This window comes from Pseudomonas sp. PS01270 (assembly GCF_029959775.1).
In the GTDB taxonomy this organism is placed as follows: Bacteria; Pseudomonadota; Gammaproteobacteria; order Pseudomonadales; family Pseudomonadaceae; genus Aquipseudomonas; species Aquipseudomonas atacamensis.
Genome location: NZ_JASCPT010000055.1, coordinates 14210 through 37210, shown reverse-complemented (window position 1 = coordinate 37210; position 23001 = coordinate 14210). Strand labels below are relative to the sequence as shown.

The window sequence follows — 23001 nt, the reverse complement described above, 5'->3', positions numbered from 1 at the left end:
CCCCAATACCGGCAACACCACGCAATACGGCGGTATCCATGGCCGCAACGGCGGCGCCGCGCGGGTCGGCGACAATGTTTATGCCGGGCGCGACGGCAACGTCTACAAGAAAACCGACAACGGCTGGCAGTCCGTGGCCGGCAGCGGTGCCAACCGCACCAGACCCGCGAACAACAATGCGCAATTGCAGAATCTCAACCGCGAATCCGCCGCACGTAATCTCGGCAATCAGCGCACGCACAACTTCAACCATTCTTCACAAATGATGAACCGTTCGTTTGGCGGTGGCGGCGGAGGATTGCACCGACGCTGAAAAACTGCACGTGATGTTCAGAATTTCAGACTGGCCCCGCATCCGGTTTTGCTGTTAAAAACCGCGTGCCGTCCCTGCCCGTTTCATCGTTCGGAGAATTGCTATATGAGCCAGTGGCCAGACACCCGCATCCTTGATCTTCTCGGTATCGAACTGCCGATCATCCAGGGCCCGATGGCCGGGGCGACCAACTCTTCGATGGTGATTGCCGTGTGCAATGCCGGTGGCCTCGGTTCAATGCCCGCAGCGATGCTGAGCATCGAGCAACTGCGCGAAGAACTGAAAACAATTCGCCAGCACACCACCAAGCCGTTCAACGTCAATTTCTTCTGCCACCAGCCATCGGCGCCTAACGAACAGCGGGCCCGTGACTGGAAAAACCTGCTCGAACCTTACTACCGCGAACTCGGTGCCGATTTCGAGGCGCCGACGCCGGTGTCCAACCGTGCTCCGTTCGACGAGGCCGCGTGTGCCGTGCTCGAAGAGTTCCGACCCGAGGTGGTGAGTTTCCATTTCGGGCTACCGGATAAAACCCTGCTTGATCGGGTCAAGGCGACCGGGGCGAAAATCCTTTCGTCTGCGACTACGGTCGAAGAAGCGATCTGGCTGGAGCAACACGGTTGCGACGCGATCATCGCCATGGGCTATGAGGCTGGTGGCCATCGCGGGATGTTTCTCAGCGATGATCTGAGCACCCAGGTCGGCACCTTCGCCCTGGTGCCGCAGGTGGTCGACGCGGTAAAAGTGCCGGTGATCGCGGCGGGCGCGGTCAGCGATGCGCGGGGTGTTGCAGCGGCGTTGATGCTCGGCGCCTCGGCGGTGCAAGTCGGCACGGCGTACCTGTTCACGCCGGAAGCCAAAGTCAGCGCCTCACACCACAAGGCCCTGCGCACCGCCAAGGAAAGCCAGACCGCCATCACCAACATTTTTACCGGACGCCCGGCACGGGGCATTGTCAATCGGGCGATGCGTGAACTCGGCCCGATGTCAGCGCAGGCGCCGGCCTTCCCGTTGGCTGGCGGTGCGCTGATGCCGCTGCGGGCCAAGGATGACGCCGACTTTGCCAACCTCTGGGCCGGACAGGCGCTTACGCTCGGCAAGGATATCGGCAGCGCTGAACTGACCCGGCAACTGGCCGAAGGCGCCTTCGCGAAACTCAACCGTCATTGAATTTACGCGGCGAGCGGATTCATTCCCTCGCCACTTGGCGGCGTATCGCTATATATTTCCGTATACAGCGATTGCGCCCGTGTATCGGCGTTATCCAAAGCAAAGCATTTACCGCCGATCACGGAGCCTTTACATGACACTTGCTGCCACACGCCTCGCCCCTGCCTGCTTCGCTTCACTCCTCGCAATGTTCAGCATCGGCGCCGCGCAGGCTGACGAAGTGCAAGTGGCGGTCGCCGCCAACTTCACCGCGCCAATCCAGGCGATCGCTGCCGACTTCGAAAAAGACACCGGCCACAAACTGGTCGCCGCTTACGGCGCCACTGGCCAGTTCTACACCCAGATCAAGAATGGCGCACCGTTCCAAGTGTTTCTCGCAGCTGACGACAGCACCCCGGCAAAACTCGAACAGGAAGGCGAAACCGTCAAAGGCTCGCGCTTCACCTACGCCATCGGCACGCTAGCGCTGTGGTCGGCAAAAGAAGGTTATGTCGATGCACAGGGTGACGTGCTGAAAACCAACCAATACCAGCACTTGTCCATCGCCAACCCGAAAGCCGCGCCATACGGTCTCGCCGCCACCCAGGTGCTGGAAAAACTCCAGTTGAGAGAAGCCACGAAAAGCAAAATCGTCGAAGGCCAGAACATCACGCAGGCCTACCAGTTTGTCTCCACCGGCAACGCCGAACTGGGCTTTGTGGCGCTGTCGCAAATCTACAAGGACGGCAAAATCAGCAGCGGCTCGGCATGGATTGTTCCGGCCACCCTGCATGATCCGATCAAACAGGACGCGGTGATCTTGAACAAAGGCAAGGACAGCGCTGCTGCCAAGGCTCTGGTCGATTACCTCAAGGGCCCGAAAGCCGCTGCGGTGATCAAATCCTTTGGGTATGAACTGTAAATGTCGCTGACCAGTGCCGACTTCGCTGCGATCTGGCTGACCCTGAAACTGGCGTCACTGACCACTGCGATCCTGCTGGTGATCGGCACACCGATCGCGTTATGGCTGTCGCGCACCTCGTCCTGGTTACGCGGCCCGATCGGCGCCATCGTTGCCCTGCCGCTGGTGCTGCCGCCGACGGTGATCGGTTTTTATCTGCTGCTGGCGCTGGGGCCGCACGGTTTTCTCGGTCAGTTCACTCAATGGCTGGGGCTGGGCACGTTGACGTTCAGTTTCACCGGGCTGGTCATCGGCTCGGTGATCTACTCCATGCCTTTCGTGGTGCAACCGCTGCAAAACGCTTTCTCGGCAATTGGCACCCGCCCGCTCGAAGTCGCGGCGACCTTGCGCGCCAATCCCTGGGACACGTTCTTCAGCGTGATCCTGCCGCTGGCGCGCCCCGGCTTCATCACCGCAGCGATTCTCGGCTTCGCCCACACCGTGGGTGAGTTCGGCGTGGTACTGATGATCGGCGGCAACATTCCCGACAAGACCCGCGTGGTATCGGTGCAGATTTACGACCATGTCGAAGCGCTGGAATATGCCCAGGCGCACTGGCTGTCCGCGGCGATGCTGGTGTTTTCGTTTCTGGTGTTGCTGGCGCTGTACTCCAGCCGCAAGACCCGCGCAGGCTGGAGCTGATCAATGATTGATATACGCCTGAAACGCACTTATCCGGGGTTCGAACTGGATATCGATCTGCAAGTGCCGGGCCGCGGCGTCACCGCGCTGTTTGGCGATTCCGGCTCGGGCAAAACTACTTGCCTGCGCTGCATCGCCGGGCTGGAGCGCGCAGAGCAGGGTTTTGTGCAGATCAACGATGAGGTCTGGCAGGACAGTGCCAAGGGCATCTTCGTGCCGCCGCATAAACGTGCGCTCGGCTATGTGTTTCAGGAAGCCAGCCTGTTCCCGCATCTGTCGGTGCTGGCCAATCTGGAGTTTGGTCTCAAACGCATCGCCAAGTCGCAACGCCGGGTCGATATGAACCAGGCCACAGAACTGCTCGGCATCAGCCATTTGCTCGAGCGTCATCCACATCATCTGTCCGGCGGCGAACGGCAGCGCGTCGGCATCGCCCGCGCCCTGCTGACCAGCCCGAAACTGTTGCTGATGGACGAACCGCTGGCGGCTCTCGACAGCCGGCGCAAAAGCGAAATCTTGCCGTACCTGCAACGCCTGCACGACGAACTGGATATTCCGCTGCTGTACGTCAGCCATGCCCAGGACGAAGTCGCGCGTCTGGCCGATCATTTGGTATTGCTCCGTGATGGCAAAGCCCTCGCCAGCGGCCCAATCGGTGAAACCCTTGCGCGCCTGGACCTGCCTTTGGCGCTGGGCGATGACGCCGGGGTGATCATCGAAGGCCAGGTCAGCGCCTACGACGCCACCTATCAATTGCTCAGCCTGCAACTGCCGGCCACTGCAATGAACATTCGCGTCACCCATGCACCGATGGCCGTGGGCCAGGCTCTGCGCTGCAAAGTGCACGCCCGCGACATCAGCCTGGCGCTGAACAATGATGCAGCCAGCAGCATTCTCAATCGTCTGCCCGTTACCGTCATCAGCGAACAGGCCGCTGACAACAGTGCCCATGTGCTGATCCGCCTCGATGCCGGCGGCACGCCGCTGCTGGCGCGGATCACCCGCTTCTCGCGTGACCAATTGGGCGTGCATCCGGGCCAGCGGCTGTGGGCACAGATCAAGGCAGTGGCGGTGCTCGCGTAAAACATTCGGCACGACGGCCAGCGCCTGCGGTCAATCAGTTACAGACTGCCGTATGACCGAAGGAAACCGCCATGCCCGATACCGTGCTGACAGATGCTCTGCCCGCCGATCTGCATTACGTCGATGACACTCAGCCTGGTATCACCCGGAAAAAACTGCGCGGCAAGTTCGTCTATTTCGAACCGTCGGGCCAGCGCATCACCGACCCGGACGAAATCAAACGCATCAACGCCCTCGCGGTACCACCGGCCTACACCGATGTGTGGATCTGCGCCGACCCGTGCGGTCATTTGCAGGCCACCGGCCGCGATGCGCGCGGGCGTAAACAGTACCGCTATCACGCACGCTGGCGCGAAGTGCGCGACGCCGACAAATACTCGCGCCTGCGCGACTTCGGCATGGCCCTGCCCAAACTGCGGCGCAAGCTCGAGGCGCTGCTCGATGAGCCGGGCTTCAGCCGCGACAAGGTCATGGCCACGGTGATTACCTTGCTCGACGCCACGCTGATCCGCGTCGGCAATACCCAATACGCACGGGACAATCGCTCTTACGGTTTGACCACGTTGCGCAGTCGGCATGTCGAGGTCAACGGCAGCGCGATCCTGTTCCAGTTCCGTGGCAAGAGCGGCATCGAGCACCAGATCACCGTCAAGGACCGTCGCCTGGCGCGAATCATCAAGCGCTGCCTGGAGATCCCCGGGCAGAACCTGTTTCAGTACCTTGATGAACACGGCGAACGGCACACCGTCACCTCCTCCGACGTCAATGCCTATCTGCAAAAGCTCACCGGCGCGGCGTTCACCGCCAAGGACTATCGCACCTGGGCGGGCAGCGCCCTGGCGTTGTCGGTGCTGCGCGAGTTGCAGCATGAGTCGGAAACCGAAGCCAAGCGCCATGTGGTAGAAGCGGTGAAGAACGTCGCCAAACAGCTGGGCAACACGCCGGCGGTGTGCCGCAAGTGCTACATCCACCCCGCAGTGGTCGAACATTTCATGCTCGGCGCCCTCGCCGAACTGCCCCGACCGCGCGTGCGCAAAGGCCTGCGCGCTGAGGAAGTAGCCTTGGCGATGTTTCTCGAGCGGATGTGTGAGGTAAGCGAGGCGTCTTGATCTCCAGCGTAACGCACCCCTACACGGGTTTCGCCGACGAGTTGAACTGGGTATTTTTTGCACGATCACACAGGTCTTCTATAGTTGATCTGAAGGTTCGCGCCACGCGGACTTTTTGTTGCAACTCAGCCGTTTCAGCGAACGGAGGTGTTTCATGTCCGAAAAAGAGTCCATCACCACCCTCCTCACCCTGCTCGACGCCCGCCAGGCGCGCCTCGCAGCCGCCTGCAAAGAGATTGCCGACTGGGTTGATCATCAGGGCGGGCATCCGACGGCTTTGCGAATTCGCGACCGGCTGCACGACATCGAAAAAGATGCGCCGCTGATTCGCGATACGCTCTCGACGCTCAAACCGATCGACCGGCCGTTGCCACGGTTCAGATAGGCCTCCGCGTAGCAGTCCTCTCTGCATCGGCGCAGAGAGGACGCCGATTGGTACTTTTCCGACCGACTCAGTCGCCCTTGCCGGTACGGCCGCCTCCATGGCTGTGCTGCCCGCCGACGCGTGCCTTCTCGGCCCGATCAACTTTCACGTTGACTGGACTCTCGCCTTTCTTGCCGGCTTCCTTGATTTTCTGTGGGTCTTCAGCGAACGGTTGATCCTTGTGATGATTGGTCATCTCAATGTCCTCAGACTAGTTAATACATACACTTAACAGACTCTAGTTTCAGCCAATCACAGTTCAACTTCGCACCGACAAATGGTCAGAATTCCGAAGCGAAGCGGTAACAAACTCCAACCTCTTTTGCACATCAACCAGCAACTCGAAAAGTTATACGAAGCGGCGCAGAAAACAGCAGGCTGTATAAGTTTCATCACAAACTTACCGTTCATCGGCCTGAGGAAAAATTTTCAAAACATTTTTCGCCGGCTCGTAATCGGAGTAGATGTCCGGTGCGACAACGGACATAACTAGCGAAACGTTAATTGATATCGGAGAGCTATCATGACCACAGGAAATAAAAATCCAGGTAACTTCGCAAACGATCGTGAAAAGGCATCTGAAGCCGGCAAGAAAGGCGGTCAGTCGTCGGGCGGCAACTTTGCCAATGATCGTGAAAAAGCATCCGAGGCTGGCCGCAAAGGCGGGCAGAACAGCCACGGCGGCGGTCGCAAGTCCTGAGCTAGCGGTACAAGGGCAGCCTCGCTGCCCTTTGAAATCAGCTGATGGAGCGTAATCATGAGAACGGTACCGGCTTTCGCACGAGGCGAAGTGCAACGAAACAAGGGAGCGGAAGTGTATCCCGAAGCAGTGCGCAGTTCGTACGTGACCAGGTCGGACAGTCCGTCGGTGTCACCTTGTGTCGAACGACAGCAAATCAGTCCAAGATACCGGGAAAGTGTTCAGCAGGAATGTTATGAACGCCGGGAACTTGCAGTAAATTCTGAAAACTCCCGGACACCGGATACAACGCCGACTTATGAGCGCTCCTCTTAGCACAAAGGTCTAACCTGTAGTCACAAGACAAGCCAGACCAACTAAAGCAAACGACATCAGTAAACTTTATGAGCATTTCGCGAACAACGACGGCACGTAGTTTGTGCATCCTTGATTCGCCGAGTGCCTATATAGAGAAAATGAGGAAGTTTGAAATGGCACAAGATAAACAAGGCAGCATGTCGGTTAACGAAGCAGGCAAGAAAGGTGGTGATGCCACTTCGGCTTCGCACGATAAAGAGTTCTATCAGGAAATCGGCAGTAAAGGCGGCCAGAACAGTGGCGGCAACTTCAAGAATGATCCTGAGCGCGCCTCCGAAGCCGGCAGCAAAGGTGGCCAGAACAGCGGTGGCAATTTTGCCAACGATCGGGACAGAGCGTCCGAAGCTGGCAGCAAGGGCGGCCAGAGCAGCGGCGGCAACTTTGCCAACGATCGGGAAAAAGCCTCTGAAGCTGGACACAAAGGTGGTCAGAACAGCCATGGTGGCGGGCGCAACAGTTGATGCGTCGGGTGCAGGGGAGCGCGGCTCCCCTGCCCACTTTCATTCAAGCGAAATTACAGCTATTGCTTAGGAGTCCTGACCAGCCGAGGGAATCGCCATGCCTGTTCATGTCATCAACTTCACCGGCCCGATCAATGCCTCGACCTGCGGCCAATTGATCGATAAAGCCTCGCTCGCCGTAAAGGAAGATGCACCGCGACTGATCGTCAACATCGCCACCATGGGCGGCGAATGCAGTTACGGTTTCACGATGTACAACTTCCTGTTGGCCCTGCCTATTCCGGTACACACCCACAATTTGGGAACGGTCGAATCGATGGGCAACATTGTCTTTCTGGCCGGCCAGCGCCGCACCGCCTGTACCCACAGCAAGTTTCTGTTTCACCCATTTCATTGGCACCTGCAAGGTTCGGTCGATCATTCGCGCATGTCGGAATACGCCATGAGCCTGGATTACGACTTGCACCTCTACGCCCAGATTGTCGCCGAGCGTACGAGCAACGGAAAAAATGCGCTGGAGACAGAGAAATATCTGACAGCAGCGCCGCGCATCATCAATCCTGAAGAAGCCATGCATTCAGGCCTTATTACGGCGATTGAAGACACCGAGGTTCACGCGGACTTTGTCTGCTCGTGCATCTACTCCTGACTCGTCCCACTTGATAACGCGTCGTAGCAGGCGCGTTCCTTAACAGCCGGCAATTCAGCCAAAAATTCCAGACGAAGTTGTACAGATTCACTCTGCCGTACAGACTTACAAATCGCCCAATCAGCCGGTCATCACGCCCGTTTCAATTTCTCTGAATTATTCATTTCGCCAGATATCCCTCTTCTTAACAGCCGGAGGAAATGTATGAGCGGAGAGGACTTGTACGTGATCGATTACCTGCTTCACGGGAAGCCCAGGTCATTCGTCATTCGCACAAAAACCATGAACAATGCCGAAGCGTGGCAATGGGCAAGTTGTGACGCGGGTATCGCGCCCATCCCCCGCCCCGGGCGACCTCCGTTGAAACGTTTCTCCAAACCGATGGCGGAACGCTTTGGCGTGACCGAGGTGCAATGGCGAGAATCAGTACCTTTGGTCTGGGAGGAGGATCACGTGAAATGACAGAACGCACATTGAAATTCGGTTTCGGCCGCTCGTGGGATGACGAGATGGCGGAGAATGCCTCGATGTTCCGCGAGGCCGATCAGCTCGAAGAAGCGGCTTACAGGATCATCGAGAACGACACGGACAATCCTGAAGCCTGGGCCCGTTTCAGCGAAGCCAAGGCTATGGCCGACGCCAAACGAACGGCGGCCTATCAGGACTGGATGCGCATCAAGCGCGCGATGAGCAAGCCGCGCTCGAAATAGCGGACTGGCGCCTCATGGCTTGAGGATCAGCAGCGGTTCGCCTTTCGGGACAACGTATGTGGCCAGTTCGACGCCTTTCTCGTTGCCGACGTTTTTGGCCACATGCGCGACGCCCGCCGGAATGAACAACGAATCACCGGCCTTGAGTATCACCGGCGCCCGCCCTTCGAGCTGATACTCGAACGTGCCGCTGATGACATAGGCGACTTCCACGCCGGGATGCGCATGCCGAGGTGAGGTGACGCCAGCATCGAAATCGATACGCGCCTGAATCACCTCGCGATTGTCAGCGCCGAGATCCTGACGAACCAGATCGGTGCGGCTCAGACCTTTCTGCCAGTTCGTTGCCGGCGCATCCGCCGCATGGGCGAAGCCGGTCAGGGAGGCGAAGATAACGGCAGAAGCCAGAAACATTTGACGGTACATGGTGATGCCCTCTTGAACGTAGTGTTGGTGTGAGGGCTACTTTGGGCTCGGCATGTAGGGCGGATGTGTCTCGAAGGCGCAGTTTGGTGTTGCCGTGTGTATGCGCTGAGGGTTGATACATGCTTATACAAACGTGTTGCGGTACCCGACCGGGCCATGGCGGAAAACAATCTGTAAACTGCCGCAATCTTCATTCACTCAAACAAGAGATGCCCATGGCCAATCAAGACATCATCTTCACGCCGGATCCCGACACCGATTCGATTTCTTCCGACGTTGCCACCTTCGGCGGCATCATGGTTTCCACGCAGATTCCAACCCGCGCCGATGGCAGCCTGGAACTCGGCGGCATCACCGAGCAGAGCGAGTGCACGCTGCAAGCACTGAAAGTCGCGCTGGAACGTGCCGGCAGTTCGATGGACCGGGTGCTGCACCTGACCATTTACCTCACCGACATGGGCGATCGCGGGGCTTTCAATGAAGTGTACAAACGCTATTTCGCCAAGCCTTGGCCAGTGCGGGCAGCGGTGGGCGTCGCCTCGCTGGCGGTTGAAGGGATGCGTGTGGAAGTGACGGCGATGGCGGCCAAGGGCTGATTTGCGGAAATACAGCGTAGGCTGCCGCCACGATTCCGGGTGCGGCATACGCTGTGAAAAATACTTAAGGGCGCGCGCCAAACACAGCAGCCACCAGGATGAGGCCGTTTGGCAAGCGCTGGCTCGCCCGTTGAGCGAATTGGCGTCAACGGTCTATTCACAAAACTTGAAGCGGACCGCTAGCTACAACAAACAGTTTACCTTCTGATACCCGGTATGTTTGCCCGCGGTGCTCGATCTCAAAATTGAATGTTGCCGTAATCGAATCGATACCTTCTTCGTGTTTGCGCGCAAACTCTATCGTTCCTGTTTTCGCATATAAAATTTCATGCGACATAGTCATCAATCCCGCCACGGGACTTCCGAACCCGCCAACTTCATGCGTACCGTCCGTAAGGGAGCGATCTATCACAAATGAAATAATCTCACCCACCTCGTCCGTAAAATATTGACCAATAACGCTGAACGTTTCCTTTGTGCCGAAATAAAGATGCCGAGTAGCGGAGAATATTGGCTTGCCAATGCCCGGATGATTGGGTGAAACGACCGCTTTGTAATACACCTCGGCCGTCTTCCGAGGACGAGATTTAAACGACGCGAAATCCGAGATACCAATCGTCGCGAAGGCGCTATTACCTTTCATGATATTAATCTCCAATGTCTTGCGTGATATAGGCCAGAGCGACTTTCCCGCTCCCACCCGATGTTCACGCTTTGGACGCGGAAGGACAACTGACAGACTTTACAGTTATGCATTGCCTCGTATTGTGCTAGGTCCTTCGTACCTGATATCGGCACGCTGGTGCCGCCTGGGTGTTTCACAGGTACAATGCGCCCCTTGCCCGTGACCGCCTGACTAAAAAAACTATGTCCTTGCCCAAGCATCACCTGGAATTGCTCAGCCCTGCCCGCGATGTCGCCATTGCCCGCGAGGCCATCCTGCATGGCGCTGACGCCGTGTACATCGGCGGCCCGAGCTTCGGCGCACGCCACAACGCCTGCAACGAAGTCAGCGAAATCGCCGAACTGGTCGAGTTCGCCCGCCGTTACCACGCGCGTATTTTCACCACCATCAATACCATCCTGCACGACAACGAACTGGAGCCGGCGCGCAAGCTGATCCATCAGTTGTACGACGCCGGTGTCGATGCGCTGATCGTCCAGGATCTGGGCGTGATGGAGCTGGACATTCCGCCGATCGAGCTGCACGCCTCGACCCAGACCGACATCCGCACCCTCGAGCGAGCGAAGTTCCTCGATCAGGCCGGTTTCTCCCAGTTGGTACTGGCCCGTGAGCTGAACCTGAAAGAAATCCGTGCCATCGCCGATGAAACCGATGCCGCCATCGAGTTCTTCATCCACGGCGCGCTGTGCGTGGCCTTCTCCGGCCAGTGCAACATCTCCCACGCGCAAACCGGCCGTAGCGCCAATCGAGGCGACTGCTCCCAGGCTTGCCGCTTGCCGTACACCTTGAAAGACGAAAAGGGTGGCGTGATCGCCTACGAAAAACACCTGCTGTCGATGAAAGACAACAACCAGAGCGCCAACATCCGCGCACTGGTTGAGGCTGGCGTGCGTTCATTCAAGATCGAAGGTCGCTACAAGGACATGGGCTATGTGAAGAACATCACCGCCTATTACCGCCAGCGCCTCGACGACGTGCTCGAGGATCGCCCGGACCTGGCCCGCGCTTCCAGCGGCCGCACCGTGCATTTCTTCCTGCCCGATCCGGAAAAGACTTTCCACCGTGGCAGCACCGATTATTTCGTCACTGATCGCAAGATCGACATCGGCGCCTTCGACTCGCCAACCTTTACCGGCCTGCCGGTCGGTACGGTGGAGAAAGTCGGCAAGCGTGACATGCAGGTCGTCACCCATGAGCCGCTGTCCAACGGCGATGGCTTGAACGTTCTGGTCAAACGCGAAGTGGTCGGTTTCCGCGCCAACATCGCCGAGGCCAAAGGCGAGTTCGAAGAAGACGGCGAGAAGCGCTACCGCTACCGCGTCGAGCCGAACGAAATGCCTGAAGGCCTGTTCAAGCTGCGTCCAAGCCATCCGTTGAATCGCAACCTCGATCACAACTGGCAACAGGCGTTGCAGAAAACTTCTTCGGAACGTCGTGTGGCCCTGAGCTGGCTCGCTCGTCTGCGCGAAGAACAGCTGGAAGTGACCGCGACCAGCGAAGAAGGCATCAGCGCCAGCGTTACCCTCAACGGGCCGTTTGGTGTTGCCAACAAGCCTGAGCAAGCGCTGGAGCAATTGCGCGACCTGCTCGGCCAGCTCGGCACCACGCAGTATCACGCCACCGACATCAAGCTGGATGCGCCGCAAGCGTTCTTCATTCCCAACTCGCAGCTCAAATCCCTGCGCCGCGAAGTCATCGAAGCGCTGACTGCGGCACGTGTCGCCGCGCATCCGCGTGGCAGCCGCAAGGCCGAAACCACGCCGCCGCCGGTGTACCCGGATTCGCACCTGACCTTCCTCGCCAACGTCTACAACCAGAAGGCGCGCGACTTCTACCACCGTCACGGCGTCAAGCTGATCGATGCGGCGTACGAAGCTCACGAAGAGCCAGGCGAAGTGCCGGTGATGATCACCAAGCATTGCCTGCGGTTCTCCTTCAACCTGTGCCCGAAACAGGCCAAAGGCGTGACTGGTGTGCGTACCAAGGTCGCGCCGATGCAGTTGATCCACGGCGATGAGGTGCTGACGCTTAAGTTCGATTGCAAGCCGTGCGAGATGCACATCATCGGCAAGATGAAAGGCCACATCCTCAACCTGCCGCAGCCGGGCAGCGTGGTCGGCCACATCAGCCCTGAAGACCTGATGAAAACCATCCCGCGCGCACCGCACTGAGTGACCGGCGTGCGCGGCGCTTCGGCATCGCGCACGCCCCGGCTGGCTCAAGCGCAGTAAATCGCAGGCATAAAAAAACGCCAACTTCTTGCGAAGTTGGCGTTTTGTCGTAGATGGCAGGGGCGGCTGGATTCGAACCAACGCATGGCAGGATCAAAACCTGCTGCCTTACCGCTTGGCGACGCCCCTGTAGCTCTGGTCAGCGGCTCCGTTAGGATCGCTGTGAGAACGGGGCGCAATTTAACAACATTCATTTCGTTTGGGAAGCCCGACATGAAATATTTTTTGTTTTAAAACAGCGACTTATTATTTTCGCGCGAAAACATTGGGTTTCGCCTCTGTGTATCACAGTGTATACGCACCCCGCCGCCATACACGCCCTTGCAAAACTGCCGTCCGGGGACACACAACGGATACCTCGCTACGCTTCAATGCGCCCAGGGTTTCAAGGGTTCATCCAGCCCCTTGGCCACAGGCTCGCAAAGGAGACGTCAGCATGAAACAGGCTCTGCATACCTCTAAAATCAAGGCCGCACTTGGTTTGTCAGTCTTGGCGCTGTCACTGCTCGGCGCCGTCGGCAGCGCTCAGGCGCAAACCACAGAAGCCGCCGCCGTCAGCTATTCCGCGCCCTCTCCTTTCGGCCCGCTAAAGCACATCAAGGCAGGCTTGCTCGACGTAGCCTACGCCGAAACCGGTCCTGCCGATGGCCCGGTGGTGATCCTGCTGCACGGCTGGCCCTACGACATTCACAGCTATGACGAAGTCGCACCACTGCTGGCGGCCAAGGGTTACCGCGTGCTGATGCCGTATGCACGGGGTTATGGCGACACGCAGTTCCTGTCCAAAGCCACTCTGCGCAACGGCCAACCGGCGGCATTGGCCAGCGACGTCATCGACTTCATGGACGCGCTGAAAATCAAACAAGCGGTGCTGGGCGGCTACGACTGGGGCGCGCGTTCGGCGGACATCGTCGCGGCCTTGTGGCCAGAGCGCGTGAAAGCGCTGGTAGCGGTCAGCGGCTACCTGATCGGCAATCAGGCCGCCGGTCAAAACCCGCTGCCGCCGAAAGCCGAATTGCAGTGGTGGTACCAGTTCTACTTCGCCACCGAACGCGGCCGCGCCGGCTATGAAAAGAATACCCACGACTTCGCCAAACTGATTTGGCAACTGGCGTCGCCGCAATGGAAATTCGACGACGCCACCTTCGACCGCAGCGCCAAAGCGTTGCAGAACCCCGATCACGTCGAGATCACCGTGTTCAACTACCGCTGGCGTCTGGGCCTGGTGCAGGGCGAGGCGAAATATGCCGCGCTGGAAGAAAAATTGGCTACTGCGCCTTCGATCAGCGTGCCGACGATTACCCTGGAAGGCGATGCCAATGGAGCGCCACATCCCAAGCCTGAGGACTATGCCAAGCGTTTTACCGGGAAATATCAATTCAGGTTGATTGAGGGTGGGATTGGGCACAATTTGCCGCAGGAGGACCCGAAGGCGTTTGCGCAGGCTGTGGTTGATGCGGATCACCTCTGACAGACCCGCCCACAAAAGCCCCTCACCCTAGCCCTCTCCCGAAGGGAAAGGGAACTGATCGGGGGATGTCGAAGAGTCACGCCAACCTGAAAGCGCTGTAGTGAATCCATAATCGACATCCATCTTTCAGGTCGATGTACAGCGCAAGACACCTCGGCGCCCTCTCCCTCTGGGCGAGGTCTGGGGTGAGGGGTTTAGAGGGCTGCACCGGCTGGCCTATTTCACCAGCCGCTTCTCCTTCGAAGGCCGATAACCAAAGTACGAGCTATAGCACTTGCTGAAATGGCTCGGTGAAACAAAACCACACGCCACCAGCACTTCCACCTGCGACAGCTCGGTGTGTTGCAGCAGGCGCCGTGCTTCGGTGATGCGCAGTTCCAGGTAATAGCGCTGCGGCGTGGTGCCCAGTTGTTCCTTGAACAAGCGCTCGAGCTGGCGCCGTGAGCGGCCGGCGTAGACCGCCAATTGTTCCAGCTCCAACGGTTCTTCGAGGTTGGCGTCCATCAGCTTGATCACTTCACGCAGCGGCGCGCTGACGCAGATGTTTTCATCCGGTTTGATCCGCCGGTAGCGCGACTCTTCGAAGGCGAGGATGTCTTCGATGCCCTCGACCAGCGCCTTGCCGTGCAAGCCCTTGATCCAGTCCAGCGCCATGTGGAAGGCCCCGGACGGGCTCGACGCGGTAAGGCGGTCGCGGTCGATCACATAGGGTTCGCTGCTGACATGGGTGCTCTTGGCGATTTCGGTCAGTGCCGGGCGATGTTCCGGGTGGATCGAGCAGCGATAGCCGTCGAGCAAACCGGCGCGGCCGAGAAACCACGAACCGTTCCACAATCCAGCCAGGCTCACGCCCCGCTCCGCCGCAGCCTTGAGCAAGCCGATGAATTCGTCGCTGGCGCGCAGTTCCGTGCGATAACCGCCGCACACTACCAGCAGATCCAGCTCGTTAAGCGCAGCAGAATCCAGGCGCGCATCGGGGCGGATGACCAGGCCCAGATCGCTGATCACCTCGCCATCGCCCAGACCGAAGGTGCGCGACGAGAACAGTCCCGGGCGCAACAGGTTGGTGGTGACTACCGTGTCCAGCGCCTGGGTGAATGCCGGAAGGGAAAAGTGTTCGAGCAACAGGAAACCGGTGCGGGTTACGCCGGTGTTATCGGGGTTCTGTTCATTCAGATAGCGAAGGTTCTTGCCCTTCATGCCACCGCTGAATTGACGTCGTTCAATCAAGGTCGGGTCCATCGGTCGTTGTTATGCGGCGATAGTTGGCCGGTTCTGCGCAAGAGTCAATCATGGCCGTGACTGGTGCGTCACGATTGGCGCTGCCGCCGCCATCAGCCCAACCACCCAATCAATAAAAACCCGCAACTTCAGGCTGACATGCCTGTTCGGCGGATAGGCCAGATAAAGCGGCATCGACTCAAGCTGCCAGCCTTGAAACAACTGCACCAACTCGCCCCGCGCCACATGCGCATCAGACATATACGTCGGCAACCACAACACCCCCATGCCCGCCAGTCCCGCCGCCAGATAAGCATTGCCATCATCCACCGCGAGCACATGCCGGCCCTTGATCTGCAGGCGCTCGGTGCCGTTGTGCAACGTGTACGGAAGAGGTTTGCCAGTGCGAGCCCAGAGAAAAGCGACGACGCGGTGATGGGAGTCTTGCAGTTCCAGCGGGTGCTCAGGCGTCCCTTCGCGGGCCAGATAAGCCGGCGCGGCGAAAACACCCAAGGGCAGATCGGCAAGCTTGCGCGCCATCAACGATTGATCGAGCAGCTCGCCGCCGCGCACCACGCAATCGACGTTCTCATCGATGATGTCGACGATGCGGTCGCTAACGCCCATATCGATCTGGATGTCCGGGTAGCGCGCGTGAAAATCCGGCAAGGCTGGCACCAGAATGTGCCGCGCGAACGGGCTCGGCACGTCGATGCGCAAACGCCCGCGCGGCCGTGCGGCGGCGCCGGGCAGGCTGGTTTCGGCGTCGTCCATGTCGGCCAGCAGCTTGATCACCCGCTCGTAATACGCCGCGCCATCAGCGGTAACGTTGACCTTGCGTGTGGTGCGGTTGAGCAGCTTGACCCGCAGCCGCGCCTCCAGTTGCTGCACCAGTTGCGTCACCGTGGTCTTGCTCATGTGCAAGGTTTCGGCAGCCTTGGTGAAACTGCCCGCCTCGACCACCCGGGCAAAGGCCTGCATCGCATCGAACCGGTCCATCCGCGCCCCTCGATTGTTTGGGATTTGCAAACAGTGAACGCCAAGCTTGCGCGTTTATCCGCGCACTGCAAATACCTAAAGTCGTTCCCCATCAACCCACTGATGGAGTCAGCCCCATGTCCAAGCGCGATGTAGTGTTCCCACCCGCCCGTCACGCCCTGTATGAGCGTCACCGCTACTCGCCGGCGATTCGCTCCAACGGTTTCCTGTTTGTCTCGGGACAAGTCGGCAGCCGTGAGGATGGCTCGCCCGAGGCGGATCTGCGCGATCAGGTGCGCACCGCCTTCCACAACCTCAACGCGATCCTCGCTGCGGCCGGTTGCAGCTTCGATGATGCGGTGGATGTCACCGTGTTCATGGTCGATCCGCACTCGACGTTCGAAACCATCTGGAGCGTGGTGCCGGAGTTCTGGGGCGAAGCGCCGTTTCCGACGGTGACGGCTGTCGGCGTGACCTGGCTGGCGGGTTTTGATTTCGAGATCAAGGTGATTGCCAAACTGCCGGAAGCCGCTTGACCGGCACCGCACACAAACAGACACAACGCGCCGGCACGGAGGCTGGCCAATCTCCTCGCGAATGCGTATAACCTCGCCGTTTCGTCTACCCTGACGTGGCGCGCCGTTGACTACCGGCAGCCCTTCGAATGTTGACGCTTACGAAACGGAGAATTCTATGTTCAAGCGTACCCTCGCCCTCACCGCCGGTCTGGCGCTGTCCTTTTCTGCCCTGATGACGCAAGCCGCTGATGTGTTGCGCGTCAGCGCGATTCCCGACGAAGCCCCGACCGAGCTGCTGCGCAAGTTCGAACCGCTGGGTGCCTATCTTGAGCAGCAGTTGGGCATGAAGGTGCAGTTTGTCCCCGTCGCCGACTACCCGGCCGTGGTTGAAGCGCTGGCCACCGATCGCCTCGACATGGCCTGGCTCGGCGGTTTCACTTTCGTGCAGGCACGTTTGAAGACCGACGCCACTACGCCAGTGATCCCGCTGGTGCAGCGCGAACAGGATGCACAGTTCACGAGCAAATTCATCACCGCCGACCCGAACGTGAAAAGCCTCGCCGACCTCAAGGGCAAAACCTTCGCCTTCGGTTCGGTGTCGTCCACCTCGGGCAGTCTGATGCCGCGTTACTTCATGCTGAAAAACGACGGCATCAAGCCTGAGGGCTATTTCAGCCGCGTCGCCTACTCCGGCGCGCATGACGCCACCGTTGCCTGGGTGCAGGCCGGCAAGGTCGACGCCGGGGTGTTGAACGCCAGCGTCTGGCAGAAACTGGTCGACGCCGGCAAGGTCGACACCAACAAGGTCAAGGTCTTCGCCACCACGCCGACCTACTTCGATTACAACTGGACCGTGCGCGGCACCCTTGATCCGAAGCTGGCCGCGAAGATCAAGCAAGCCTTCCTCGACCTCGACCCGGCCAATCCCGAGCAGAAGAAGATCCTCGATCTGCAGGCCGCCAGTCGCTTCATCGAGACCAAGCCCGAGAACTACAAGGGCATCGAGGAAGCCGCCCGCGCCGCCGAACTGCTGAAATGACCCTACGCCTCACCCAGGGCAGCCTGCGCCACGCCAATGGCGTCGATGCCCTTCGTAACATCGACGCGCAGATTGGCGCTGGCGAACAGGTAGCGATCATCGGTCCGTCCGGCGCTGGCAAGTCGAGCCTGCTCAATCTGCTGGCGACGGCGCTGAAACCCAGCAGCGGTGACATCGAAGTGCTCGGCGAACGCGCCTGGCACTTGTCGGCGCACCAGCGGCAGCGCCTGCGTGCGCGCATCGGCCTGGTGCATCAGACGCCGCCGATTCCGCCGCGTCAGCGGGTGATCACGGCGGTGCTGGCCGGCAAACTTGGCCAGTGGAGTCTGGGTAAAAGTCTGTTGAATCTGCTGCATCCGCTGGATGTGGCGGGCGCCCGCGCGGCGTTGGCGCGACTGGATCTGGGCGACAAACTGTTCGCCCATTGCCAGCAGTTGTCCGGCGGGCAGTTGCAGCGCGTCGGCATTGCGCGGGTGCTGTATCAGGCGCCGGAAATATTGCTCGCCGACGAGCCAGTGTCAGCGATGGACCCGGTCCTCGCCGGCCACACGCTGTCGATCCTGTCGCGCCATGCTCGCGAGCACAACGTCACGCTGGTGGCGAGCCTGCACGCGGTGGACCTGGCGCTGGCGCACTTTCCACGGATCATCGGCCTGCGCGACGGGCAGATTCTTTTCGATTGCCCATCCGATCAAGTCAGCCGCGACAAGCTCGATGCGCTGTACGCCAATGAACAACTGCAATCGCCTGCACCAGCGGTCGCGCCTTTGATTGTGCAGATTCCGCGATGCTGAAGGCCGATTCACGGGACCCGGCGGCGTGGCCGCGATTGTTGCTGACGCTGCTGGCGCTGGCCCTGCTGTGGCCGGGCATTCAGCTCAGCGAGCTGGACCTGGGCGTGCTGTTTCAGGACGCTAGCCAGAACGAAATGGGCCGTTTCGTTTCGGCGTTCTGGCCACCGGCGCACGATCAGGCGTTTATGCAACTGCTGCTCAAAGCCACCCTGCAAACCCTGGCGATTGCCACGGCCGGCATGGCCCTGGCGTTGCTGCTGGCGGTGCCGGCGAGCCTGATCGCCAGTCGCGCACTGTCGCTTTCTGCCGCTTCGCGGGGCGGCGTGCCGAGCCTGCCCGGGCGCTTGCTGCGCTGGCCGGTACGCGGCTTGCTGATCTTTCTGCGCAGCGTGCCGGAGATCGTCTGGGCGCTGTTGTTCGTGCGCGCGGTCGGCCTCGGGCCGGCGGCGGGCGTGCTAGCCATCGCCATTACCTACAGCGGCATGCTCGGCAAGGTCTACGCAGAAATTTTCGAATCCACCGACCAACGCCCTGCGCACGCATTGTTGCAGGCCGGCAGCGGTCGACTGGCGGCGTTTGCCTACGGCACGCTGCCGAATGTCGCCGCCGAATTGCTCTCCTACACCGTCTACCGCTGGGAGTGCGCGATCCGTGCCTCGGTGGTGATGGGCTTTGTTGGTGCCGGTGGGCTGGGGCAACAGATCGACTTGTCGATCCGCATGTTTGCCGGCGGTGAGGTCGCCAGCATGTTGCTGACATTCCTGCTGCTGGTGCTGTGCGCCGATCAACTCAGCCGCTTGCTACGCTGGAGGCTGGCATGAGGCGCCTGATCAACCTGCTGCTGATCGTCGTGATCGCAGTTGCGGTGTTCGCGTCCTTCGCTTATCTGGAACTGGATCTCGCCGAACTCGGCAGCGCCAATAGCCTCAAGCAGATGGGCAGTTATGTTCAGCGTTTTCTCAGTCCCGATTTGAGCGCCGGGTATCTGAAAGCCATCGCTCACGGTTCGCTGGAAACTCTCGCTATGTCAGCCCTCGGCACCCTGCTTGCGGCACTGTTCGGCATCGTTCTCGCGCTGCCCGCTGCCGGGCGTTTCGGCTGGCCGCTGCAAAGTGCGGCGCGTCTGCTGCTCAACGGCTTGCGGGCGATTCCGGAGCTGGTCTGGGCGGCGCTGATGGTGCTTGCTGCCGGTCTAGGACCGAACGCCGGCACCCTCGCCCTCGCCCTGCACACCACCGGCGTACTCGGTCGGCTGTTCGCCGAAGCGCTGGAAAACACCCCGGCGCAACCCGCCGAGGCGATTCGCTTACAGGGCGGCAATCCGATCCTCGCGTTCTGCTACGGCACCCTGCCGAACCTCGCCCCGCAACTGCTCGCCTACTGCCTGTATCGCTGGGAAAACAACATCCGCATGGCCAGCGTGCTCGGTTTCGTCGGCGCCGGCGGCCTGGGCCAGATGCTGTATGTCAGCCTGAGCCTGTTCCAGGAAGCCCAGGCCAGTACGGTGATTCTGGCGATGCTGTTGCTGGTGTTTCTGGTTGATTGGTTGAGCGCCTGGAGCCGGCAGCGTTGGGTCAACGCGTAGGCCGAGTGGATATCTGGCAAAAGCTGATTATGCTTCAGGAAACCTTGCAGCCCTGCGAGGCGGTCAGACTGTGCAAGCTTCACGCTAGAGCAACGGCGGCAGATGCCAACGGGCCAGAGTGCGACAGGCAGTAACGGGGGACTCCGGCCTACAACAATAAGCACGACGGAGAACACCCATGGCCACAATCGACACAGCATCCACCGGCACGCCACCGCGCAGCGGCGGCATCACCAAGGAGGAGCGCAAGGTCATCTTCGCCTCCTCGCTGGGCACGGTTTTCGAGTGGTACGACTTTTACCTCTACGGCTCACTGGCGGCGATCATCGCCAAGCACTTCTTCGCCGGCGTCAACGAAACCACCGCGTTCATCTTTGCCCTGCTGGCCTTCGCCGCCGGGTTCGCGGTGCGGCCGTTCGGCGCCATCGTCTTCGGACGCCTGGGTGACATGATCGGGCGCAAGCACACGTTTCTGATCACCATCGTGATCATGGGCGTGTCGACGGCAATCGTCGGTCTCCTGCCCGGCTACGCCACCATCGGCGTCGCTGCCCCGGTGATTCTGATCACCCTGCGTCTGCTGCAAGGCCTGGCGCTGGGCGGGGAATACGGCGGCGCGGCGACCTACGTGGCCGAGCACGCACCACGCAACCGCCGTGGCTTTTTCACTTCGTGGATTCAAACCACCGCCACCCTCGGTCTGTTCATGTCGCTGCTGGTGATTCTCGCCTGTCGCACCGCGCTGGGTAACGAGGCGTTCGAGGCGTGGGGCTGGCGGATTCCGTTTCTGCTGTCGATCATTCTGCTGGCCGTGTCGGTGTACATCCGCCTGCAACTGAGCGAGTCGCCGGTATTCCAGAAAATGAAAGATGAAGGCAAGGCCTCGAAAGCGCCGCTGACCGAATCCTTTGCACGCTGGGACAACCTCAAAGTGGTGATCATGTCGCTGCTCGGAGGCACGGCCGGGCAAGCAGTGGTCTGGTACACCGGGCAGTTCTATGCGCTGTTCTTCCTGTTGCAAACATTGAAGATCGACGCGCAGACCGCCAACCTGCTGATCGCCGGATCGCTGCTGATCGGCACACCGTTTTTCGTGATCTTCGGCAGCCTGTCTGATCGCATCGGGCGCAAACCGATCATCATGGCTGGCTGCATTCTCGCGGCGCTGACTTACTTCCCGATCTTTACTGCGCTGACCCAGTACGGCAATCCGGACGTGTTCGTCGCTCAGGAGAAAAACCCAGTCAAGGTGATCGCCAGCCCCGAGCAGTGCTCGTTCCAGTTCGATCCGGTGGGCAAGGCCAGATTCACCAGTTCCTGTGACTTGGCGAAAACGTTGCTGGCGAAACGCGCGATCCCTTATGAGAACGTTGCCGCCGAACCGAACACCGTCGCGCAGGTGCGCATCGGTGACCGCGTTGTCGAGAGCTTCGAAGGCAGCGCCCTCCCCGCCGCCGACTTCAAGGCCCGCAACGACGCCTTCACCGCCAACCTCGGCGCGGCGTTGAAAGACGCCGGTTATCCGGAAAAAGCCGATCCGGCGAAAATCAATTACCCGATGATGCTGCTCCTGCTCACCGTGCTGGTGATCTACGTGACCATGGTTTATGGACCGATCGCCGCGTGGCTGGTCGAACTGTTCCCGACGCGCATCCGCTACACCTCGATGTCGCTGCCCTACCACATCGGCAACGGCTGGTTCGGCGGCTTCCTGCCGACCGTGGCGTTCGCCATGGTCGCCGCCACCGGTGACATCTACTACGGGCTCTGGTACCCGATCGTCATTGCAGTGGCGACGGCGATACTCGGCACCTTCTTCCTGCCGGAAACCAAGGATCGCGACATTCTCAAGGACTGAAACAACCGCAGCGCCCTCTCCTGCGGGAGAGGGCCCTGGCGCTGAAAAAATTCGAACGTCTGCCGCCGCGCTGTCTCCAATGTGTACACCCACAGGAGGCCAGCGCCATGAACCCCAACGACGACAAAACTCCCAACGCCCCACCCACCGATGCCAGCGGCAAACCGGTGAACGTGGTCGAGCGCGACCTGCAAGACCGCGACAACACCACCGAGGGCGTAGACAAAATCATCACGCCGTCTTCCACTCGGGTCAAAGAGCAGGAAGCGGAAGAGCTACAGCGCAAAGTCGATGAGATCGAGCGTAAGGTTGCAGACGGTAACTGAGTGCAGCGTGGCTGTGGCCGCGGCTTTGAGCGGCGGCTGTCAGCCCGATGACCAAAAGCTGATTTCCTACAGAATTGAACTACACAGCTGATCGACTTCACGTGCATCACAAGCGAAGCGTCTGACAGATTTGCCTCGTCTGTTTGCGGATGATGTCTCCCTCGTCCCGCCAGTGACGACAACGAGCCCACATCCCCCTTAGACTGCTTCACATTGATCATGGAGGTCATGATGAGCGCTGAACTTTCACTTATCGTTTCAGACTTCGAAACCGAAGAGGCTGCGGAATACGACCTTTGGTTTCGCGCCAAGGTACAAGCCGCACTTGATGATCCACGCCCGCCTATTCCCCATGATGAGGCAATGGTGCTGCTAGGTCAGATGCTGGAAGAGAGACGCAAGAATCGACGCACTGCCGGTTAGCTGGAGTAAACCGGCTCTTGGAGATCTGGCTGACATCATCGACTACGTAGAACAACGCAACACTGTCGCTTCAGTTGCACTGCACCAAAAGCTCAGCGCCGCAGCGCGAAGGCTTTCCTGGATACCGCATGGTTTCCGCTCCGGCCGAATACCGGGCACTCGCGAAATGGTCATCAACTCGAATTATTTACTGGTCTATCAGGTGACAGACCACATCAAAATTCTGACCTTGTTGCACGCCCGTAAAAAATATCCATAACCACTCATAAAAAAAGGCGGCCAACCGGCCGCC

28 protein-coding genes, 1 tRNA gene and 1 pseudogene are annotated in these 23001 nt (G+C 59.7%); 24 read left to right on the top strand and 6 right to left on the bottom strand.

From position 1 onward, the window contains the following. The 7 genes and pseudogenes from QMX86_RS16280 to QMX86_RS16250 all read left to right on the top strand — a co-directional run. Window positions 1-313 (top strand): annotated as a pseudogene (locus QMX86_RS16280) (autotransporter); the annotation flags it as partial. A gap of 105 nt (window positions 314-418) precedes the next feature. Then, window positions 419-1483, top strand: a complete 1065-nt coding sequence (locus QMX86_RS16275) for a nitronate monooxygenase family protein (protein ID WP_282385229.1) — start codon at window positions 419-421, stop codon at window positions 1481-1483. 187 nt (window positions 1484-1670) lie between these two features. Continuing rightward, on the top strand, window positions 1671-2384 hold the full coding sequence (gene modA / locus QMX86_RS16270) for a molybdate ABC transporter substrate-binding protein (protein ID WP_282390401.1): 714 nt from the start codon (window positions 1671-1673) through the stop codon (window positions 2382-2384). Further along, window positions 2385-3065, top strand: coding sequence for a molybdate ABC transporter permease subunit (gene modB, locus QMX86_RS16265; protein WP_122506786.1), 681 nt, complete (start codon window positions 2385-2387; stop codon window positions 3063-3065). A gap of 3 nt (window positions 3066-3068) precedes the next feature. Next, entirely contained in the window at window positions 3069-4148 is a 1080-nt protein-coding gene (modC, locus tag QMX86_RS16260) for a molybdenum ABC transporter ATP-binding protein (RefSeq protein WP_282384414.1), read from the top strand. Between the two features lie 71 nt (window positions 4149-4219). Beyond that, window positions 4220-5257 (top strand): DNA topoisomerase IB, encoded by a 1038-nt coding sequence (locus QMX86_RS16255; protein ID WP_207809766.1) that lies wholly within the window; start codon window positions 4220-4222, stop codon window positions 5255-5257. Window positions 5258-5411: 154 nt separating this feature from the next. Next, a complete protein-coding gene (locus QMX86_RS16250) occupies window positions 5412-5642 on the top strand; it encodes a hypothetical protein (RefSeq protein WP_016774936.1) in 231 nt (76 codons plus the stop codon). A gap of 67 nt (window positions 5643-5709) precedes the next feature. Here QMX86_RS16250 and QMX86_RS16245 read toward each other — a convergent pair whose 3' ends face one another. Continuing rightward, window positions 5710-5877 (bottom strand): general stress protein, encoded by a 168-nt coding sequence (locus tag QMX86_RS16245; RefSeq protein ID WP_110645428.1) that lies wholly within the window; start codon window positions 5875-5877, stop codon window positions 5710-5712. Window positions 5878-6204: 327 nt separating this feature from the next. On the opposite strand from QMX86_RS16245, the gene QMX86_RS16240 reads away from it, so the two are divergent. The 5 genes from QMX86_RS16240 to QMX86_RS16220 all read left to right on the top strand — a co-directional run bounded on the left by QMX86_RS16240 (window position 6205) and on the right by QMX86_RS16220 (window position 8558). After that, entirely contained in the window at window positions 6205-6381 is a 177-nt protein-coding gene (locus tag QMX86_RS16240; protein ID WP_016774938.1) for a general stress protein, read from the top strand. Between the two features lie 470 nt (window positions 6382-6851). Continuing rightward, the gene (locus tag QMX86_RS16235) at window positions 6852-7199 is read left to right on the top strand and encodes a general stress protein (protein WP_282384417.1); all 348 of its coding nucleotides are present in this window, start codon (window positions 6852-6854) and stop codon (window positions 7197-7199) included. Window positions 7200-7296: 97 nt separating this feature from the next. After that, window positions 7297-7848, top strand: a complete 552-nt coding sequence (locus tag QMX86_RS16230) for an ATP-dependent Clp protease proteolytic subunit (protein WP_073476696.1) — start codon at window positions 7297-7299, stop codon at window positions 7846-7848. Window positions 7849-8052: 204 nt separating this feature from the next. Further along, window positions 8053-8310, top strand: coding sequence for a DUF6555 family protein (locus QMX86_RS16225; RefSeq protein ID WP_016774941.1), 258 nt, complete (start codon window positions 8053-8055; stop codon window positions 8308-8310). Beyond that, entirely contained in the window at window positions 8307-8558 is a 252-nt protein-coding gene (locus tag QMX86_RS16220) for a hypothetical protein (RefSeq protein WP_122746103.1), read from the top strand. The genes QMX86_RS16225 and QMX86_RS16220 overlap by 4 nt, the downstream gene beginning before the upstream one ends. 12 nt (window positions 8559-8570) lie before the next feature. Here QMX86_RS16220 and QMX86_RS16215 read toward each other — a convergent pair whose 3' ends face one another. Beyond that, a complete protein-coding gene (locus tag QMX86_RS16215; RefSeq protein WP_122746102.1) occupies window positions 8571-8984 on the bottom strand; it encodes a cupin domain-containing protein in 414 nt (137 codons plus the stop codon). A 215-nt stretch (window positions 8985-9199) separates the two neighbouring features. Between QMX86_RS16215 and QMX86_RS16210 the strand changes: the two genes are divergently transcribed. Then, window positions 9200-9580: a RidA family protein gene (locus QMX86_RS16210; RefSeq protein ID WP_024013136.1), complete on the top strand. Its 381-nt coding sequence runs from the start codon at window positions 9200-9202 to the stop codon at window positions 9578-9580. Between the two features lie 157 nt (window positions 9581-9737). Here the strand turns inward: QMX86_RS16210 and QMX86_RS16205 are convergent, their stop codons facing one another. Continuing rightward, on the bottom strand, window positions 9738-10223 hold the full coding sequence (locus QMX86_RS16205) for a hypothetical protein (RefSeq protein ID WP_122746101.1): 486 nt from the start codon (window positions 10221-10223) through the stop codon (window positions 9738-9740). A 224-nt stretch (window positions 10224-10447) separates the two neighbouring features. On the opposite strand from QMX86_RS16205, the gene QMX86_RS16200 reads away from it, so the two are divergent. Next, window positions 10448-12436 (top strand): U32 family peptidase, encoded by a 1989-nt coding sequence (locus tag QMX86_RS16200; protein ID WP_110645430.1) that lies wholly within the window; start codon window positions 10448-10450, stop codon window positions 12434-12436. Between the two features lie 114 nt (window positions 12437-12550). On the opposite strand, the gene QMX86_RS16195 is transcribed toward QMX86_RS16200, so the two are convergent. After that, window positions 12551-12625, bottom strand: a tRNA-Gln gene (locus QMX86_RS16195). Between the two features lie 307 nt (window positions 12626-12932). On the opposite strand from QMX86_RS16195, the gene QMX86_RS16190 reads away from it, so the two are divergent. After that, window positions 12933-13967 (top strand): alpha/beta hydrolase, encoded by a 1035-nt coding sequence (locus QMX86_RS16190; RefSeq protein ID WP_122704124.1) that lies wholly within the window; start codon window positions 12933-12935, stop codon window positions 13965-13967. Window positions 13968-14183: 216 nt separating this feature from the next. Here QMX86_RS16190 and QMX86_RS16185 read toward each other — a convergent pair whose 3' ends face one another. Together QMX86_RS16185 and QMX86_RS16180 are read right to left on the bottom strand one after the other, a co-directional pair. Further along, entirely contained in the window at window positions 14184-15209 is a 1026-nt protein-coding gene (locus QMX86_RS16185) for a GlxA family transcriptional regulator (RefSeq protein WP_125918618.1), read from the bottom strand. 48 nt (window positions 15210-15257) lie between these two features. Continuing rightward, window positions 15258-16187 (bottom strand): LysR family transcriptional regulator, encoded by a 930-nt coding sequence (locus QMX86_RS16180; protein WP_282384407.1) that lies wholly within the window; start codon window positions 16185-16187, stop codon window positions 15258-15260. Window positions 16188-16303: 116 nt separating this feature from the next. On the opposite strand from QMX86_RS16180, the gene QMX86_RS16175 reads away from it, so the two are divergent. From QMX86_RS16175 to QMX86_RS16135, 9 genes are all read left to right on the top strand, one after another. Beyond that, complete coding sequence (locus QMX86_RS16175) at window positions 16304-16702, top strand: RidA family protein (protein WP_130929755.1); 399 nt, start codon at window positions 16304-16306, stop codon at window positions 16700-16702. Window positions 16703-16859: 157 nt separating this feature from the next. Beyond that, window positions 16860-17723 (top strand): putative selenate ABC transporter substrate-binding protein, encoded by an 864-nt coding sequence (locus tag QMX86_RS16170; protein ID WP_041480134.1) that lies wholly within the window; start codon window positions 16860-16862, stop codon window positions 17721-17723. Further along, window positions 17720-18517, top strand: coding sequence for an ATP-binding cassette domain-containing protein (locus QMX86_RS16165; RefSeq protein ID WP_282384404.1), 798 nt, complete (start codon window positions 17720-17722; stop codon window positions 18515-18517). The genes QMX86_RS16170 and QMX86_RS16165 overlap by 4 nt, the downstream gene beginning before the upstream one ends. Next, window positions 18511-19338: an ABC transporter permease gene (locus QMX86_RS16160; protein WP_071172621.1), complete on the top strand. Its 828-nt coding sequence runs from the start codon at window positions 18511-18513 to the stop codon at window positions 19336-19338. The genes QMX86_RS16165 and QMX86_RS16160 overlap by 7 nt, the downstream gene beginning before the upstream one ends. Then, window positions 19335-20102: a phosphonate ABC transporter, permease protein PhnE gene (gene phnE, locus QMX86_RS16155; RefSeq protein ID WP_282384401.1), complete on the top strand. Its 768-nt coding sequence runs from the start codon at window positions 19335-19337 to the stop codon at window positions 20100-20102. The genes QMX86_RS16160 and phnE overlap by 4 nt, the downstream gene beginning before the upstream one ends. Before the next feature lie 178 nt (window positions 20103-20280). Then, entirely contained in the window at window positions 20281-21960 is a 1680-nt protein-coding gene (locus QMX86_RS16150; RefSeq protein ID WP_282384400.1) for an MFS transporter, read from the top strand. A 107-nt stretch (window positions 21961-22067) separates the two neighbouring features. Beyond that, complete coding sequence (locus tag QMX86_RS16145; protein WP_243241079.1) at window positions 22068-22286, top strand: hypothetical protein; 219 nt, start codon at window positions 22068-22070, stop codon at window positions 22284-22286. A gap of 231 nt (window positions 22287-22517) precedes the next feature. Then, on the top strand, window positions 22518-22709 hold the full coding sequence (locus QMX86_RS16140; protein WP_282384393.1) for a stability determinant: 192 nt from the start codon (window positions 22518-22520) through the stop codon (window positions 22707-22709). Then, window positions 22690-22968, top strand: a complete 279-nt coding sequence (locus QMX86_RS16135) for a type II toxin-antitoxin system RelE/ParE family toxin (RefSeq protein WP_348776290.1) — start codon at window positions 22690-22692, stop codon at window positions 22966-22968. The genes QMX86_RS16140 and QMX86_RS16135 overlap by 20 nt, the downstream gene beginning before the upstream one ends. Window positions 22969-23001: the final 33 nt, after the last annotated feature.